Source organism: Nocardia mexicana NBRC 108244 (assembly GCF_001613165.1).
Classification (GTDB): Bacteria; Actinomycetota; Actinomycetes; order Mycobacteriales; family Mycobacteriaceae; genus Nocardia; species Nocardia mexicana.
The window spans coordinates 66,369-82,714 of sequence record NZ_BDBV01000032.1 but is presented as its reverse complement, the minus strand read 5'-3'; the positions used below and the strand labels follow the sequence as shown (position 1 = coordinate 82,714).

Here is a 16,346-nt window from a genome sequence, read left to right as displayed (position 1 = left end):
GATCGACGCTGGCGTTCGAGATCATCTCATCCCGAATCCACCGACCCGGTCCGCCGCAGCACCTCGGTCATCCCCGCCAGCGGGTGAGCGGAGGCGAGGATGGTCACCGCCTGGGTGAGCTGGGCGCACGCCTCGTCGACCGTGCGCCGGGCGCGGTCGCGCTGTGCCGTGATCGTCGCGAGCAGCAGGGCGGTCAGCACGACCGACCCGTTGAATGCCTGCACCACGATCATCCTGGTGGTGAGTTCGAGTCCGTCGAACGCCGGAAACTCCTGTGCGGCAGCGCCGATCACGACCACCGAGGCGATCAGCGCACAGGGCATGGCGCCCGCCAGGTGGAATCGCAGCGCGGCCCAGATCAGCAGCGGGAAGACGAGGAACAGCAGATTCGGCAGGACGAGCGTGGCGGCGACGGCCACCAGGAACGTGCCCGTGACCAGTACCACCGCCTCGGCGATCCGCAGCGGGCGCCAGGTCGCGGGTTTTCGTGCCGTGGTCGCGAGCAGTATCAGCGGCGTGATGGTCAGCACGCCCATCGCATCGCCGGTCCACCATACCGACCAGGATGCCCAGAACTCCTGTACCGCAATGGTATCGGTGAGTACGAGGGTGACGCTGCCGATCGTGGCGCTGACCAGCATGCCCGCCAGGGCGCCGAGGAAGACCAGGGCGAGCGCATCGGCGAGCCGATCGAATCCGCGGCGGAATCCCACCCGCTCGAGCAGCAGGTACGCGAGCAGCGGCGCCAGCGTATTGCCGACCGTGATCGCGAATACGGCCGGAAGCGTCGGCCCGATAACGATATTGGTCGCGAAGGCGCCGAGCGCGATGCCCGGCCATACCCGCGGGCCCAGCAGGAGCAGGCAGGCCACCCCGATCCCCGTCGGCGGCCACAGCGGAGTCACCTGCGCCACGACCAGTGCCGACCGCAGGCCGATCTGGGCGGAGACGAAGTAGGCGACGGCGATGGCGACGATCCACAGCACCACGACGAGGTGACCGCGGAAACGTTCCACTGCGCGAGCATAATTCGGCTCCCGACCGCCTGACAACAACGTGCCGGGGTGTCGGGAACCGCGCGCTCAGGGTTTGTAGCCGACCGCGGCGAAATTGCACGGCCGGGCGGGGTCCGCGAGGTCGACCGGTTCGTCCGGGCGCCAGTCGGGGGCGTAGACGATGCCGGGGTCGACGAGTTCGAAACCCTCGTAGAAGGCGGTGAATTCGGCGCGGCTGCGCGTCACGGCCGGATCGGAGGTCTCCCGGTACAGGTCGGTCAGCGCGACGATGCGCTCCCGCACCTCGGCGCCCGCGTCCTCGAGCGATCCGTGGCTCATCGCCACGTAGCTGCCGCTCGGCAGCCGGTCCCGCAGCCGCGCCATCAACTCGTACGGACCGTCGCCGTCGGGGACGAACGGCCAGACACTGACGATCATGAGGCCGAGCGGCCGGTCGAAGTCGATCAACCGCCGGGTGTCGGGGTGGTCCAGGATGAGGTCGGGGAATCGCAGGTCCGCCTCGATGACGGCGGTGTGGTCCAGCGCATCCTGCCGCTGCAGCAGTTCGTGCGCGCGGTTGACCGCCTCCAGGTCGTTGTCCACGTAGACGATTCGCGACTCGGGCGCGACCGCGCGCGCGACCTCGTGTGTATTGCCCACCGTGGGCAAGCCCGACCCGATATCGAGAAACTGCCGAATCCCCTGCCGCACCATGAATTTCACGGCGCGCTGCAGGAAGTCCCGATTGTGGTGCGCCCAGGTGTCGGCATACGGGAACACCTCGAAGATGCGCTCCCCGAAGACCTTGTCGACCGCGAAGACCGCCTCGCCGGACAGGTAGTAGTGGTACATCCGGGCACCCGAGGGCCGGGTCGCGTCGATCTCCCGTGATCGGAACTCATCGGTACTCACCATCTCCCCCGTCCCGCCCGGAGCATTTCGGCAGCGCGACGCCGAACCCGTTCCGCCCCAGCGTATTTCCTACTGTGATTATCACGCCGAGCGTATCACGGCACGCGCGCCCGGCCCCGACGATGGAATCCTGCCGATTAAAACAATGTCCCGGCCAGGCGAAATGTAGTTCCGTTCCGGCGTATGACCGATTCCACCGCACCGGCGGACCCCACCCGGGACTGGACCTTCGAGACCAAGCAGGTCCACGTGGGTCAGGTGCCCGACGACACCACCAACGCGCGCGCCCTGCCGATCTACCAGACCACCTCCTACACCTTCCGCGACACCGAGCACGCGGCCGCCCTGTTCGGCCTGGCGGAGCCGGGCTTCATCTACACCCGCATCGTCAACCCCACCCAGGACGCCGTCGAGCAGCGCATCGCGGCGCTCGAGGGCGGTGTGGCGGCGCTGCTGCTGGCGTCGGGGCAGGCCGCGGAGACGTTCGCGATCCTCAACCTCGCCCAGGCCGGCGACCACATCGTGTCCAGCCCGCGGCTCTACGGCGGCACCTACAACCTCTTCCACTACACGCTGCCCAAGCTCGGGATCGAGGTCGGCTTCGTCGACGATCCCGACGACCTCGAACAGTGGCGCGCGGCGATCCGGCCGAATACCAAGGCGCTGTACGGCGAGACGGTCTCCAACCCGCAGAACCACATCCTCGACATCCCCGGGGTCGCCGAGGTCGCGCACGCCGCCGGGGTGCCGCTGATCGTCGACAACACCGTGCCCACGCCGTACCTGATCCAGCCGCTGCGTCACGGCGCCGACATCGTGGTGCACTCGGCGACGAAATATCTCGGCGGGCACGGCGCCGCCATCGCGGGCGTGATCGTCGACGGCGGCACCTTCGACTGGACCGGCGCCGACGCCGACGGCAACCCCCGCTTCCCAGGCTTCACCACGCCCGACCCCAGCTATCACGGCGTGGTCTTCGCCGATCTCGGCGCCCCGGCCTACGCGCTCAAGGCGCGGGTGCAGCTGCTGCGCGACCTCGGCTCGGCGATCTCCCCGTTCAACGCCTTCCTGATCAGTCAGGGGCTGGAGACCTTGAGCCTGCGGGTCGAGCGGCACGTGCGGAACGCGCAGGCGGTGGCCGAATTCCTCACGGAGCGGCCCGAAGTCACCTCGGTGTCCTACGCGGGACTGCCGTCCTCGCCGTGGTACGAACGCGGGCAGCAGCTGGCGCCCAAGGGAACCGGAGCCATCATCGGCTTCGAACTCGCCGACGGCGTGGACGCGGGAAAACGATTCGTGGAGGCGCTCACCCTGCACAGCCACGTCGCCAATATCGGCGATGTCCGCTCGCTGGTCATCCACCCCGCCTCCACCACGCACTCCCAGCTCACCCCCGAGGAGCAACTCGCCGCCGGGGTCACGCCCGGCCTGGTCCGGCTCGCCGTCGGCATCGAAGGCATCGAGGATATCCTCGCCGACCTGCGCACCGGATTCGCGGCCGCCGCGAGCTGACCGGGTACGGCGAATACGGTTTGTGCCACAGCTACTTTCGCGTCACCACGAATTGTGAAGTGTCGTAGGGATTCGGGGTTCGGTCGTTCCGCGCGGCGGCCAGCCGATTCAATACCGCTATCCCGACATCGCAAGGAGGACTGGTGCGCACCGCTTTCCGTGACCCGGGAATTCCCGACGGCGAGAAATCCGTCTACGCCGTCGGCATCGCGGACCGGCCGCAGCGGCACGAGCTGACCACCGTGGTGGCGCGCGAGGCCCGCGGCTACCGCTCGACCACCGAGGCCGACGTGGGCACGGACAATCTCACGCTGACGATCGAACAGCGATTTCAGCGGAACGGCGAATGGCTGTGCGCGCAGGACTATTACGCCGAAACACGATCCGGCGATACGGTCGTATCGCGGGAGGAGGCACATTTCGTCGATACCACACACGTGCGGCTCAGCGGTGACATCGCGCCGTTCCCGCCGAATGTCATGCCGCTGCTCGGCGGCATGACATTGCTGCGCGGGCTGGATTTCACCGAGGGGGCCACCGAATCGCTCGAGCTGTGGCTGGCCTTCTCGCTGCACTGGCCGCTGACGTCGAAGGTGGACAAGCAGACGACCGTGGAGGTCCCGGCGGGCAGTGTGCCCTGCTGGCAGGTGCTGCTGCGGCCGGGCTTCGCGCAGGTCAACACCTTGCTGGACAAGATGATCGGCGGGCTGCTGCCGCCGTCGGTGGCGCATTTCGAGGCGGCGCCGCCGCATCGGCTGGTGCGGTTCGGCTTCCCGACCCAGCCGATGCCGTCCGCGCCCCGCGGAGTGCTCGAACTGGTCAGCTAGCGATCTCCGCGAACACCGCGTGCACGGCCGCGACATAGCGCTCCACCGAGTCGTTCGCGACCGGGGTGTCGGGGTAGATGACGCTCAGCGAGGTCCCCGTCGGCAGCCGGTTGATCCAGATCAGGACCTCCTCGGAGGCGGCGCGGTTGGCGTAGACACCGGCGGTCACCTCGTCGAAGAACTCGTGCCCGGTGAAGTCGCGGGCGTCGACATAGGAGATCATCGGCGTCGACCAGCCCGGCCGCGCCTTGATCTCGGAATCGCTCGGCAGCAGTTCCACGACGCGGTGAAACGACGTGGGCCCCAGGCGTAAACCGTTCTCGTAGGCGCGCTGGGCGATGGTCAGCGCGCGGGTGACCGGGGTGGTGGGGCCCATCGGGAACGCCACCGGGACGAGCGTCACGTACCAGCCGACCGAGGAGCGCTCCGCGGCCGTGGTGCGGGTACTGATCGGCGTCATGCCGAAGTAGTAGTCGCTGCCGGTGAGTTCGCGTTCGGCCAGCGCGGCCGCGGCGAAGGCGCCGCCCACGAATTCGGCGTCGTGCTCGCGGCAGACGCGTTCGAAGCGGAGCGCCCCCTCTTCGTCCAGCAGCTGGATGCTGCGATGCGCGCTGCGGTTGTACCCGTCCTTCCGCTTCCCGAGATCCAAAGGGAAGCTGGGCAGTTCGTTGTCGTTGCCGCGGATCAGCTCCAGCCACTTCCGGACGCCCGGCGAGGCGAGGGTCAACCGGGAGGTGTACTCGCGCTCCATCACGCAGTAGTCGAGATAGCTGGCGGCCGGGGACAATTCGCCCGTGTCCTCCCAGACCTCGTTCGCGTAGAGCTGGGCGAGGTCGAAGCACGACAGGTATTGCCCGAGGCCGTCGGTGTGCAGGTGGTCGACCGCCAGGTAGACGGTGGTCGACTCGCCGTGCTCGATCACGCCGAAGGTGAAGCAATCCCATTGGAACGGGCCGGGAGTGGTCTTCTGCACGTGTTCGCGGATCGCCTCGGCATCATCGATTCGCCCGTAGTCGACCGGGACGAAGTCGACCGCGTCGGCCGGGACCAGGTGTCGCCGCACGGCTCCGCCGGAATCGATGGAGAACCACGTCCGGAAGGTGTCGTGCCGCAACAGGAATGCGTTGATGACCCGCGTCATCGCCTCCCGGTCCAGGTCCGCGGTCGGGATCTCGGCCGTCACCAGGCACAGGCCGGAGAAACGGAATTCGGCGGCGGAGTGCCGGTCGGCCAGGCGCAGATACTGCTCCTGCTGGTGGGACGGCGGGGAGTGGTGCACGGGAGCCTGCCTGGCCAGCTCCACCGATTCGGGTGAGGCCACCCAGGTGACAAGCCGCCCGGGGGCGGGCTCCCATTCATCGATCAGGCCGAAATCGACCACGGCGATACCTCGATTCGTCGATGGTGAGATGCGGTCCCGGCGTTCGCCGGGATGACGGTGGGGCGCCCGGGTAGGCGACGATCACTGCCGTGCTGCCGCCGCCTCGGCGACCGCGTTGTCCGGCGACGACCCGTTCCCTTCTGCGGTGCCCCCGTGCTGGTCGCCCCCGGAACTTCCGTGCCCGGACCCATTGGTCGCGGTGCCGTTGGTCCCGGCTCCGTTGGACACAGCCCCGGCGCCGTCCGCCGCCACCATCCCCGGCTCGGGCAGCGGCTGGGGCTTGTCGGGTTCGTGGGCGAGGATCAGCTCGGCCACCTTGGGACCGGCCTGCTCCAGGCTGAACGACCGGCCCATCTGCAGCGACATCAGGTCGATGCCGAGGGTCTTGGTGACGCGGGCACCGAGTTCGACGGCCATCAGCGAGTCCAGCCCCAGTTCGGGCACGGGCACGGTCATGTCGATCGACTCCACCGGCACCCCCATCACCACAGCCAGTTCCTCGGCCATCTTGCGCGCCACGTAGGGCCCGCGCTTGGTGTCCTCCATCGCGGCCAATTCGGCTCGCAGCTGGGCCAGTTCGGAGGTGTCCTTGGCGGAGGCCTGCGCCAGCGAGATGGTGCGGCCGGTGCGGGTCAGCTGCGGGAAGGTGCCGGTGAGCTTGGCCCAGTCGGTCGGGATGATCGCCGCGCGGCTCGCCCCGAGCCGCAGCGTCTGCTCCATGTACGCGGTGGCGTCGGACATATCGATCGGGCCGAAGCCCACCAGATCGAGGTACTTGAGGGCCGTCTCGTCGGCCGCCATGCCGCCCGTCGCCCCGGACAGATGCCCCCAGCCGATGCACAGCGCCCGCTCGCCCGCCCGGGACCACGCCTCGGCCATCGTCTCGACCGCGACATTGGCCGCGCAGTAGTTGTATTGGCCGTAGATACCGTACATCGAACCGCCGGAGGAATAGAGGACGAACATGTCCAGCGTGATGCCGGCGTCGGCGATCGCGTCGTGCAGTATGCGCGCGCCGTGCACCTTCGGCCGATAGACCCTGTCGAGTTGCTCGAACTCCATCTTGCTGATCCGATTGTCTGCCACGGCCCCGGCCGCGTGGAACACACCGCGCAGCGGGTGTTCGGCGCTGTGGGCCCGCGCCACCACCTCGGCCACGGCCGCGGCGTCGGTCACGTCGACGAGTTCCTCGACCACCTCGATGCCCACCGTGCGCCAGGCCTCGAGCTGCCGCCGCGCCTCCTCGGTGGTCGGGCCGCTGCGGCCCAGCAGCACCAGCCGCCGCGCGCCCCGCAGTGCCAGCCACCGGCCGGTGGCCAGCCCGAATCCACCGAAGCCGCCGGTGACGAGATAGCTTGCGTCCTCGTGTATTTCGATCTCGGGAAGGTACGGCCGGACGGGCGGTTCCGGTGAGTCCATGCGCAGGGCGATCCGGGTGAGCCGGGTCGACCGGATGGTCTCCTCGAAGGCCTTGCCGACGTCCTGGGTGTCGAACATCTGGTACGGCAGCGGCGTGTAGGTGCCCGCCGAGACCTTTTCGTACACCCGCTCCAGCAGGCGCGCCAGCCGCTGCGGACGCACCGCCACCAGGCGGTCCAGATCCATCGAGAAGTACGACAGGTTCTTGTCGAAATTGGCCAGCTCCAGCAGGCCGCCGGTGTAGATGTCGGCCTTGCCGACCTCCACGATGCGCCCGAATTCCGCCGCGGCATTGAAGTTCTGGCGCAGGATCTCGCCCGGGGCGCTGCTGAGCACCACCTCGGCGCCCTTGCCGTCGGTCAGCTCCAGGACGTCGTCCACGAAGTTGAGCGAGCGCGAGTTCACCGCGTGGTCGGCGCCCAGCGCCAGCACGTGTGCCCGCCGCTCGTCGGTGCTCGCGGTGCCGATGATGCGCGCGCCGATCGCCTTGGCGACCTGGATGGCGGCCGTGCCGACGCCGCCCGCGGCGCCGTGGATCAGCACCGTCTCGCCCGGTTCGAGCCGGGCCAGATCGAGCAGCGCGTATTCCGCCGTGCCGAATGCGATTGTGCTCGTGCAGTATCCGGGGTCGGCGTCGGGCGGCAGCGCGACCACCAGCTGCCGGTCGACGAGGGCGTAGCGCCGCATCATGCCCTTGGACGCCACCGCGACCAGGTCGCCGGGCGCGAGGTCGTCGACCCCCTCCCCGACCCGCACGACCGTTCCGGCGCCCTCCATCCCGGGCACGGTGCCGAAGTAGGTCGGCGCCAGCTCGCGCTCGCCGAGCAGGCCGATGACCTTGAGCGGATCCTTGTAGTTCAGCCCGATGACCTGCATGCGGACCTCGACCTCGCCGGGTCCCGGTGCGCGGCGCGGACATTCGCGCCAGGCCAGCGCCGACAGCAGCCGGGTCCGGGGCAGTTCGAGCTCGAAGTTGACCTCCGGATCGGTCAGCGGCTCCGGCGTGTCCAGGATCTCGAGGCGTTCCTCCATGGGTTTGGTCACCACGGGGGCCCAGCGCTTGCCGTTCCGCAGCAGCACCTCGTCGACGTTGTCGAGCGAAAACGCGCCCGGCACACCCAGTTCCGTGACGATCTCGGAGACGGCCGTGCCCGGTTCCACATCGATGAGCCGCCAGCGCAGCGGGGTCTGCTCGTTGAGCAGCACCCGGCGCGCACCGGCCAGCGCCGCCTGTTCGGGGTTCGGCGCAATCGCGCTGTCGGGCAGGGTGAATGCCCGCTCCGTCACCAGGGTGGCGTGCACGGAACCGTCGCCGAAGACCGTCTGCGGCGTCTCGCCCTCCGCCTCCGGGTTCGCGAATCCGGCCACGGCCACGGCGATCCGCTTCAGCGTCCACAGGGCCGCCAGATCGTCCGCGTCGGCGGCGCCCGCGACGACACACACGTGCAGCCGCTTCTTCTCCTCCGCCTTGGCGGCCTCCAGGTTCGCGATCAGGTCGGTCTCCAGATTCGGCCCGGCCGAATCCGCCACGTACAATCGCGATCCCGGGATCGCGGCGGCGAGTTCCCCTGCGCGGTCGCCGGATCCGAGCGCCACGACCACGGTGGCAGCCGTTCCGGCCTCGGCCAGCGCGGCGCGATCGAGCGGCTCGCGTTCCTCCATCGTCTCGTGGTAGTAGAAGTCGGCCATCCGGTGCAGCGGATCGTCGCCGGGTTTCAGCGCGCCGATCTGCAGCCCGGTCAGCCGCATCACCAGGTTCTGGTCGCCGTCGAGCAGGTCCACGTCGGCGCGCAGCCGCGCGTGCGTGCTGCGCCGGGCGACCACGGTGATCTCCTCGGGGAGTTCCGCGAGCAGCCGGACCGCCGCCACCCCGACGGGCACCATGACGCCCTCGTCGATCCGCTCCTCGGCGAACAGCAGCGCGGCGCTCTGCATGGCCGCGTCGACCACCGCCGGGTGCGCGAGATGTCCGGAGTCCGCGGCGATCGTCCCGTCGACCGTCGCCACCACGGCGTCCCGGCCGACCCGCACCGATCGCACCCGCCGGAACGACGGGCCGTACTGCAGCCCGGCCGCGGCCAGGCCGGAGTAGAACATCTCCGGATCGATATCGATGCCGACGTCGATGCTGGGCACCGCCGCCTTGGTCTGCTCGTGGCTGCCGGTCAGCGTCCGCCCGTATGCGTGCACGGTCCACGCCGTGCCCGTCGCGCTGCGCGACCGGATCTGGAAGCGCCCGCTCGCCTCCTCCACGGTCATCGCCACCAGGGGGACGTCGGGTGCGCCCATGATGAGCGGCGCGACGAACCGGACCTGTTCCAGCGCAACCCGTTTCGCGCCGATGCGGGTGGCGGTCGCGCTGAGCGCGGCGTCCAGGTACGCGGCGCCCGGCATGATCCGGATCCCGTTGACCACGTGATCGGCCAGCCACGGCAGCAGCTCGGTCCCGACCTGCAGCAGCCAGTCCGGGCGTCCTTCCACATCCGGGTCGCCGAGCATGGCGTAGGTGCCCGGCGTGCCCAGCCGCGCCTGCTCGAAAAGCGGCAGGGCGGAATGCAATCGGGCCCGCTGCCACGGGTAGCGCGGCAGCGGTACGTGCGCGGTGGCCGGGCGGTCCGCCGGGAACAGCAGCTCGCGATCCAGCACCCCGGCAGCGTGCAGGCCGATGAGGGTGCGGCGAATGCTGTCGAGATCGGACTGGGTGCGGTCCAGGGTCGGCACCGTGGTCCCGTTCACGTCCGCGCCCAGCAGCGCCTCGCGAATATTGCCCGACAGCACCGGATGCGGGCCGACCTCGAGGAACACCCGGCTGCCCGCGCCGATGAGTTCGGTGATCGCCGTGGCGAACCGCACCGGCTGGCGCACGTTCGCGCACCAGTAGTCGGCGTCCCAGTCGCCCTCGCTGACCCGGCCGCCGGTGACGGTCGAATACAGCGGTATCTCCGGGATCTTCGGCGACAGCTCGGCCAGCGCGGTACGCAGATCGTCGAGGATCGGATCCATCAACCGGCTGTGGTACGGCACCTCCACGCGCAGGCGCCGGGCGAAAGTGCCGTCCTCGGTGAGCTTTTCGGCGATCTCGTCCAGGCGCGCGGCGTCGCCGGAGAGGGTGACGCCGCTCGCGCTGTTGATCGCCGCGATATCCACGCCGGGATCGTCACCGACGAGTTCGCGCGCCTGTTCCGCGGTCAGCCCGACCGCGAGCATGCCGCCCGATCCGGCGGTGGTGGCCTGCAGCCGGGCCCGGTGGTAGGCGACCCGCACCGCGTCCGGCAGCGACAGCATGCCGCTCACGTACGCCGCCGACACCTCGCCCACGCTGTGGCCCACGATGGCGGCCGGGGTGATGCCGTACTCGGCGAGCTCGCTCGCCAGCGCCACCTGCACCAGGAAGTTGGCGGGCTGCGCCACCTCCGTGTGGGTGACCCGCGACTCGTCCTCGTCGCGCCGCAGCTCCTCGATGATCGACCAGCCCGCGACGTCCCGGAACTCCGCATCGATCCGCTCCGCGGTATCGGCGAAAATGCCTCCGGCGGAGAGCAGTTCGCGCCCCATCCGCCAGTGCTGCGGGCCCATGCCGGAGAACACGAACACCGGCTCCGCGCCGCGGGAGATGATGGCGCGGGCCGCGTCCCGGCCGTCCCCCGCCGCATAGTCCCGCAGTTCCCGGATCACCTCGTCGGTATCGCCGACGAGCACACCCGTGCGGTACGGATGATGCGCCATCCGGGTCCACGCCGCCTCGGCGAGCCGTTCCGGATCGGCGCCGGAGGTGATCAGGTCGGCGAAGCGGCCCGCCAGGGCGCGGGCGCCGCCGGTGCTCCGGGCGGAGATGGGCAGAATCCCGAAGTGCCGCGCGGGCTCGGCGTTCGGGGCCACCGGCGCGGCACCGTACTCCTGCAGGATCGCGTGCGCATTGGTGCCGCCGTAGCCGAAGCCGTTGACCGCGACGGTCATCGGGCCCGCCTCCGCGGCCAGCGGCTCGGCGTCGACCTGCACGTGCAGCCCCAGCTCGTCGAACGGAATGTCCGGATTGGGCTTGTCGAGCCAGCCCTGCGGCGGCACCGTGCGGTGGTGAATCGCCAGCGCCGCCTTGATCACGCTGGCGACCCCGGCGGCCGCCTCGGTGTGGCCGATCGTGGCCTTGATCGACCCGACACCGATGGTTCCGGTACGCCCGGACGGCGCGCCGAAGACCCGTCCGAGCGCCCGGAGTTCGACGGGGTCACCGACCAGGGTGCCGGTGCCGTGCGCCTCGAGGTAGGTGATCGAATCCGGCGCCAGACCCGCACGCGTGCAGACGCTTCGGGCCAGCGACTCCTGGGAGTCGACATTCGGCACCGTGATCGCGGTCGTGCGCCCGTCCTGGTTGGAGCCGGTGGCCTTGACCACGGCGTAGATGCGGTCGCCGTCGGCCACCGCGTCATCGAGCTTCTTCAGCGCGACCATGCCCGCGCCCTCGCCGCGGCCGTATCCGTCGGCGCCGGCGTCGAAGGATTTGCAGCGGCCGTCGGTGGCCAGGAAGCCGCCCTTGCACATCAGCACGAACGTCTCCGGCTGCAGCATCACGTTGACCCCGCCCGCCAGCGCGACCTTGCAGTCGCCGTTGTCGAGCGCCTGGCAGGCCAGGTGGAAGGCGACCAGCGACGAGGAGCACGCCGTATCGACGGTCAGCGCGGGCCCGACCAGGTTGAGCGCGTAGGCGATTCGGTTGGACAGCATGGTGTAGGACGCGCTGGCGGGGGTGTGCATATCGGTGTGGAACAGGGCCGGGCCCACCACGCCGATCACCGACTGGTCCACCACGAACCCGCCGACGTAGACACCGACCGACTCACCGGCCGTGCGCCCCGCGATCCCCGCGTCGTCGAGCGCCTCCCAGGTCACCTCGAGCATCAGCCGCTGCTGCGGATCCAGCACCGTGGCCTCGCGGGGTGAGATCCCGAAGAAGTCCGGGTCGAACTCCCACGGGTCGACCGTCATGAACGCGCCGCGCTTGGTGTACATGCGGCCCGGGGTGCGTGGTTCCGGGTCGTAGTAGCGGCGGTAGTCCCACCTGTCCGCTGGAATCTCGACGACGCCGTCGCGTTTGTCCACGACGAAGTCCCAGAACGTGTCGGGCGAATCGATTCCACCCGCAAATCGACAGCCGATACCCACAATTGCGATATCCGACACGCACATCCCTCCGTGCTTCCGGTTTTCCGATCGCCGCTCTGTCCTGCGACGTGCTCGATAGAGGCCCAGCGAGCTGGCCGATGAGGCCAAGCATGGTCCACACATAACAATGCCGACACGGTTCGCCGGGCATTTTGTAAAGTCTGCCGAAATCACCTGTCCCCGACTGTGATACGACCTAGTCGACACCTGCCGACCAGGGAAAGGCATCATTCACCGATGATTATTTCGGTGAATTTCACAATGGCATCGGGCTTTCATTGTGCTGGTTCGGAATACTCGGGTTTTCCCTCCTGGCGCCACCGCCGGGGTTGGTAGGTTGCGAGCCGATCCGCGCATCGGCAGTGAGGGAGGCGACGGTTGTTCGCCGAGTTCAGGTACTGGGCAGATACCGTGGTACGGCGGCGATTCACGGTAATCGGCGTGACCGTGCTCGGACTCCTCGCGCTCGGCGCGTACGGGCTCGGCCTCGGCGACCGCCTGAGCTCCAGCGGCTGGGACGATCCCTCGTCGGAATCGGTGCGGGTGGCGCAGTTGAGGGATCAGGTCTTCGGGACCGATCACAGTGCCGATGTGATCCTGCTTTTCCACGCGCCGCCGGGCAAGACCGTCGACGACCCCGACTTCAGCCGCACGATCGTGCAGAGTCTCGACAGGCTGCCGCAGCGTTTTCCGGACCAGATCGACCGGATCAACGCCGCGTACTGGCAGACCGAAACCGGTATGGCCCTGCCCGATCTCTTCGGCTCCGCGGACCGTAACCACGCCTTCGCCTCGCTGGGAGTCAAGGGCGCCGACGACACCGCGCAGATGCGCAATTACCGCAAAATCGCCGATGCCCTGGCCATTCCGGGCATCGATATGGAGATCGCGGGTGGCCAGCCGGTCGCGGGCGCGCTGAACGACACCATGACCCACGACCAGCGCCGGATGGAGCTGTTCGCCGTTCCGGCGGTCGCGGTGCTGCTGTTCTTCCTCTTCGGGGGCGTCGTCGCCGCGGCCCTCCCGCTGATCGTGGGCGGGCTCACCGTGCTCGGCGCCTGGGGGATCATTCGCGCGCTCACCACCGTCACCGAGGTGAATTCGTTTGTCTCACCGGTCGTTTCGATGATCGGTTTGGGACTGGCCATCGACTACGGGCTGTTCATCCTGAGCCGCTTCCGCGAGGAGCTCGCCGACGGCAGCGAGGTGCCGACGGCGGTGCGGCGTTCGGTGTCGACCGCGGGCCGCACCGTCCTGTTCTCCGCCACCATCGTCGTGGTCGCCGCGGGCGGCATTCTGGTGTTTCCGCAGGGCTTCCTGCGCTCGTTCGCCTACGGCTCCATGGTCACCGTCGCGCTGGCCGCGCTGACCTCCGTCACGCTGCTGCCCGCCATGCTCGCCGTGCTCGGCCGCCGGGTGGACTGGCTGGGGATCCCCTGGTTCCGCCGGATCGGGACACGCGGCGAGGAGCGGGACAACGTCTGGGGCCGGGTGGCCGGATGGGTGATGAAACGACCGGTGGCCGTGACGGTTTCGGTCACCGCGGGGTTGCTGCTCCTGATCGCCCCGGTGCAGCACATCGTCTTCGGCAGCATCAGCGAACGCTTCCTGCCCCCGGAGCATCCGACTCGGCTGGCGCAGCAGCATTTCGACGAGATCTTCCCCCTGCGGCAGATCGATCCGGTCGACCTCGTCATCGTCACCTACAACTCCGCCACCACCGAAACGGTTCTGGCACAGGCCAATCGGGCTCCCGGCCTGGCCGCGGCATTCCCCGAACCCTTCAAGCGCCCGGCGCAACCGAGCGTCTTCACCACCAATACCGTGCTCGCGCCCGGAGCCGACGCCGAGGCCACCATCGACTATCTGCGCTCGATGCCGCTGCCGAACGGCACGACGGTCATGGTCGGCGGCCAACCGGCGGTGGAGAAGGACAGTATCGACGCGCTCGTGCACCGGATGCCGTTCATGATCGCGCTGGTATTTCTCGCCACCACCGCGCTGCTGGTACTGACCTTCGGCTCGCTGGTGCTGCCGCTCAAGGCGGGCCTGCTGAATCTGCTCGGGCTCGGATCGACGCTCGGCATACTGACCTGGATCTTCATCGAGGGCCACGGCGCCGGGCTGCTGGGATTCACCCCGCAGCCGATCATGTCGCTGATCCTCGTGCTCATCATCTCCGTGATCTACGGCCTGTCCACCGATTACGAGGTGTTCCTGCTGGCTCGCATCGTCGAGGCACGGGCGGCGGGCGCCACCACCGCCGAGGCGGTCCGCACCGGCATCGCCCGCACCGGCCGGATCATCACGGCGGCCGCGCTGATCCTGCTGGTGGTCACCGGCGCGTTCGCCCTCTCCGATCTGGTGATGATGCAGTACATCGCGGTCGGCATGGTCGCGGCACTGTTCATCGACGCCGTGATCCTGCGGATGCTGCTCGTCCCCGCCACCATGAAGCTGCTCGGCGACGCCTGCTGGTGGGCACCGTCCTGGCTGCGGCGCACTCCCCCACCGGAAGCTCCTGTCGACCCGCCGGTGACCGTGCCGACCTCCCGGCCTGCACCTTCCCGAACCTGATCGCCCGGCGGACGCCGCACGGCACCAGGCGATTTGGGAAGCCAGGAGGTTGCTGTGTAATAATCCCGGCGCGGAAAGTGCTCGGGCACGCGGACATTGGGCGTCCCGAACGCGTAGCAAGTCCGATTTTTCGCGGTCTCCGTTCAAGGTAGCGATCGAAAACCGCTCGACCCTCGCGTACGCCGAACCGTTCGATTATCGAAAGGATTGAGGCAAGTGCACAACCCGATTCCCCGCACATCTACTTCTCATTCAGCCCCGTCCGGCGCCGCGACGACCGGCAGCCGCTCGTGACGGCCGCCACCGAGGTCCTCGAGCTGACCGACGAGTTCTACCAGGACCCGCATGCGGTCTACCGGACACTGCGGCAGCGCGGGCCCATCCACCGGATCAAGCTGGACGGCGTGCTCGGCTGGCTGGTCGTGGACCACGATGTGGCCAAGCAGGCCTTCGTGGAGCCGAACATCAGCAAGAACGTCGGGTCCGCGGAGGGCCAGGCCGTCCTGGCGAAAAACGGTGCGGCCGAGATGATCAACGGCGCCATCAACGACAACATGCTGTTCGCGGACCCGCCGCAGCACACGCGGCTGCGGCGGCTGGTGGCCCCGGCGTTCGCCGGGCGCGCGATCCGCGACCTCGGTCCGCGCATCACCGCGATCGCCGATGACCTGCTCGACGCCATGGGCGAGCGGGACGGCGTGGACCTGCTCGACAGCTACGCCTTTCCGCTGCCGATCGCGGTGATCTGCGAACTGCTGGGCGTGCCCGACGACGACAAGGACGACTTCCGTTCCTGGACAGCCGTTATCGTCAACGACTCGGCCAGCATCGAGGAGCGCACCACCGCCGGGATCGCGTTCTTCACCTACCTGACCGAGCTGATCGCCGCGCGCCGCGAGAACCCCGGCGCCGACCTGCTCTCGGAACTCATCGTCGCGAAGGACGACGACGACCGGCTCGATCAGCAGGAGCTCATCTCACTGATGTTGCTGCTGCTGGCGGCGGGTCACGAGACCACCGTGAACCTGATCGGCAACGCGGTGCTCGAACTGCTGCGCGATCCGCCGACGGCCGCGCGGCTGCGGGCGCATCCCGACGAGATCCCCGCCTACCTCGAGGAGCTGCTGCGCTGCCAGGGCCCGGTCCACCTGGCCACGGCCCGCTACACCACCGCGCCGATCACGCTGGGCGACCAGCACATCGACGCGGGCGAGTTCATCATGATCTCCCTCGCGGCCGTCAACCGCGATCCGGAGCGTTTCGCCGAACCGGACCGGATCCATGCCGGTCGCGAGGACAACCGGCACGTGGCCTTCGGGCACGGGATCCACTTCTGCGTCGGCGCCGCACTGGCCAGGATGGAGGCCACCGTCGCGCTCACGCGGCTGCTGGACCGGTTCCCGGACATCGCGCTGGACGGCGAATTCGGCGAATTGTCCTGGCGTAAGAGCCTGTTGATCCGCGGCCTCACCGCACTCCCGGTCAGTCTCACCGCGCCGACGGACTGACCACGACGGAGCAATCGCAGCGGGACCTCGCATCCCGCTGCGAATCTCCGTCGTC

At 68.9% G+C, this 16,346-nt stretch carries 8 protein-coding genes; 4 read left to right on the top strand and 4 right to left on the bottom strand.

All coding sequences use genetic code 11. From position 1 onward, the window contains the following. Window positions 1–26: 26 nt before the first annotated feature. Together NM1_RS13340 and NM1_RS13335 are read right to left on the bottom strand one after the other, a co-directional pair. Entirely contained in the window at window positions 27–1,016 is a 990-nt protein-coding gene (locus NM1_RS13340) for an MASE1 domain-containing protein (RefSeq protein ID WP_084519548.1), read from the bottom strand. A gap of 66 nt (window positions 1,017–1,082) precedes the next feature. Continuing rightward, the gene (locus tag NM1_RS13335) at window positions 1,083–1,910 is read right to left on the bottom strand and encodes an SAM-dependent methyltransferase (RefSeq protein WP_068019037.1); all 828 of its coding nucleotides are present in this window, start codon (window positions 1,908–1,910) and stop codon (window positions 1,083–1,085) included. Window positions 1,911–2,090: 180 nt separating this feature from the next. Between NM1_RS13335 and NM1_RS13330 the strand changes: the two genes are divergently transcribed. After that, window positions 2,091–3,419, top strand: coding sequence for a bifunctional o-acetylhomoserine/o-acetylserine sulfhydrylase (locus NM1_RS13330; protein WP_068019033.1), 1,329 nt, complete (start codon window positions 2,091–2,093; stop codon window positions 3,417–3,419). Window positions 3,420–3,562: 143 nt separating this feature from the next. Continuing rightward, entirely contained in the window at window positions 3,563–4,246 is a 684-nt protein-coding gene (locus NM1_RS13325; protein WP_068019031.1) for a hypothetical protein, read from the top strand. Here NM1_RS13325 and NM1_RS13320 read toward each other — a convergent pair. Together NM1_RS13320 and NM1_RS13315 are read right to left on the bottom strand one after the other, a co-directional pair. After that, window positions 4,239–5,627: a condensation domain-containing protein gene (locus tag NM1_RS13320; protein ID WP_068019029.1), complete on the bottom strand. Its 1,389-nt coding sequence runs from the start codon at window positions 5,625–5,627 to the stop codon at window positions 4,239–4,241. The two genes, NM1_RS13325 and NM1_RS13320, sit on opposite strands and share 8 nt — an antisense overlap. Before the next feature lie 81 nt (window positions 5,628–5,708). Continuing rightward, window positions 5,709–12,224 carry a type I polyketide synthase gene (locus NM1_RS13315; protein ID WP_084519572.1) on the bottom strand — a complete coding sequence of 2,172 codons (6,516 nt, stop codon included), beginning with the start codon at window positions 12,222–12,224 and terminating at the stop codon, window positions 5,709–5,711. Window positions 12,225–12,584: 360 nt separating this feature from the next. Between NM1_RS13315 and NM1_RS13310 the strand changes: the two genes are divergently transcribed. Together NM1_RS13310 and NM1_RS13305 are read left to right on the top strand one after the other, a co-directional pair. Further along, window positions 12,585–14,783: an MMPL family transporter gene (locus NM1_RS13310; protein ID WP_084519545.1), complete on the top strand. Its 2,199-nt coding sequence runs from the start codon at window positions 12,585–12,587 to the stop codon at window positions 14,781–14,783. Window positions 14,784–15,073: 290 nt separating this feature from the next. Further along, entirely contained in the window at window positions 15,074–16,291 is a 1,218-nt protein-coding gene (locus tag NM1_RS13305) for a cytochrome P450 family protein (protein WP_068019027.1), read from the top strand. Window positions 16,292–16,346: the final 55 nt, after the last annotated feature.

Excerpts from the sequence above, each read along its gene's own strand:
- NM1_RS13335 (WP_068019037.1), bottom strand. The coding sequence starts at position 1,910 with ATGGTGAGTACCGATGAGTTCCGATCACGGGAGATCGACGCGACCCGG.
- NM1_RS13330 (WP_068019033.1), top strand. The coding sequence starts at position 2,091 with ATGACCGATTCCACCGCACCGGCGGACCCCACCCGGGACTGGACCTTC.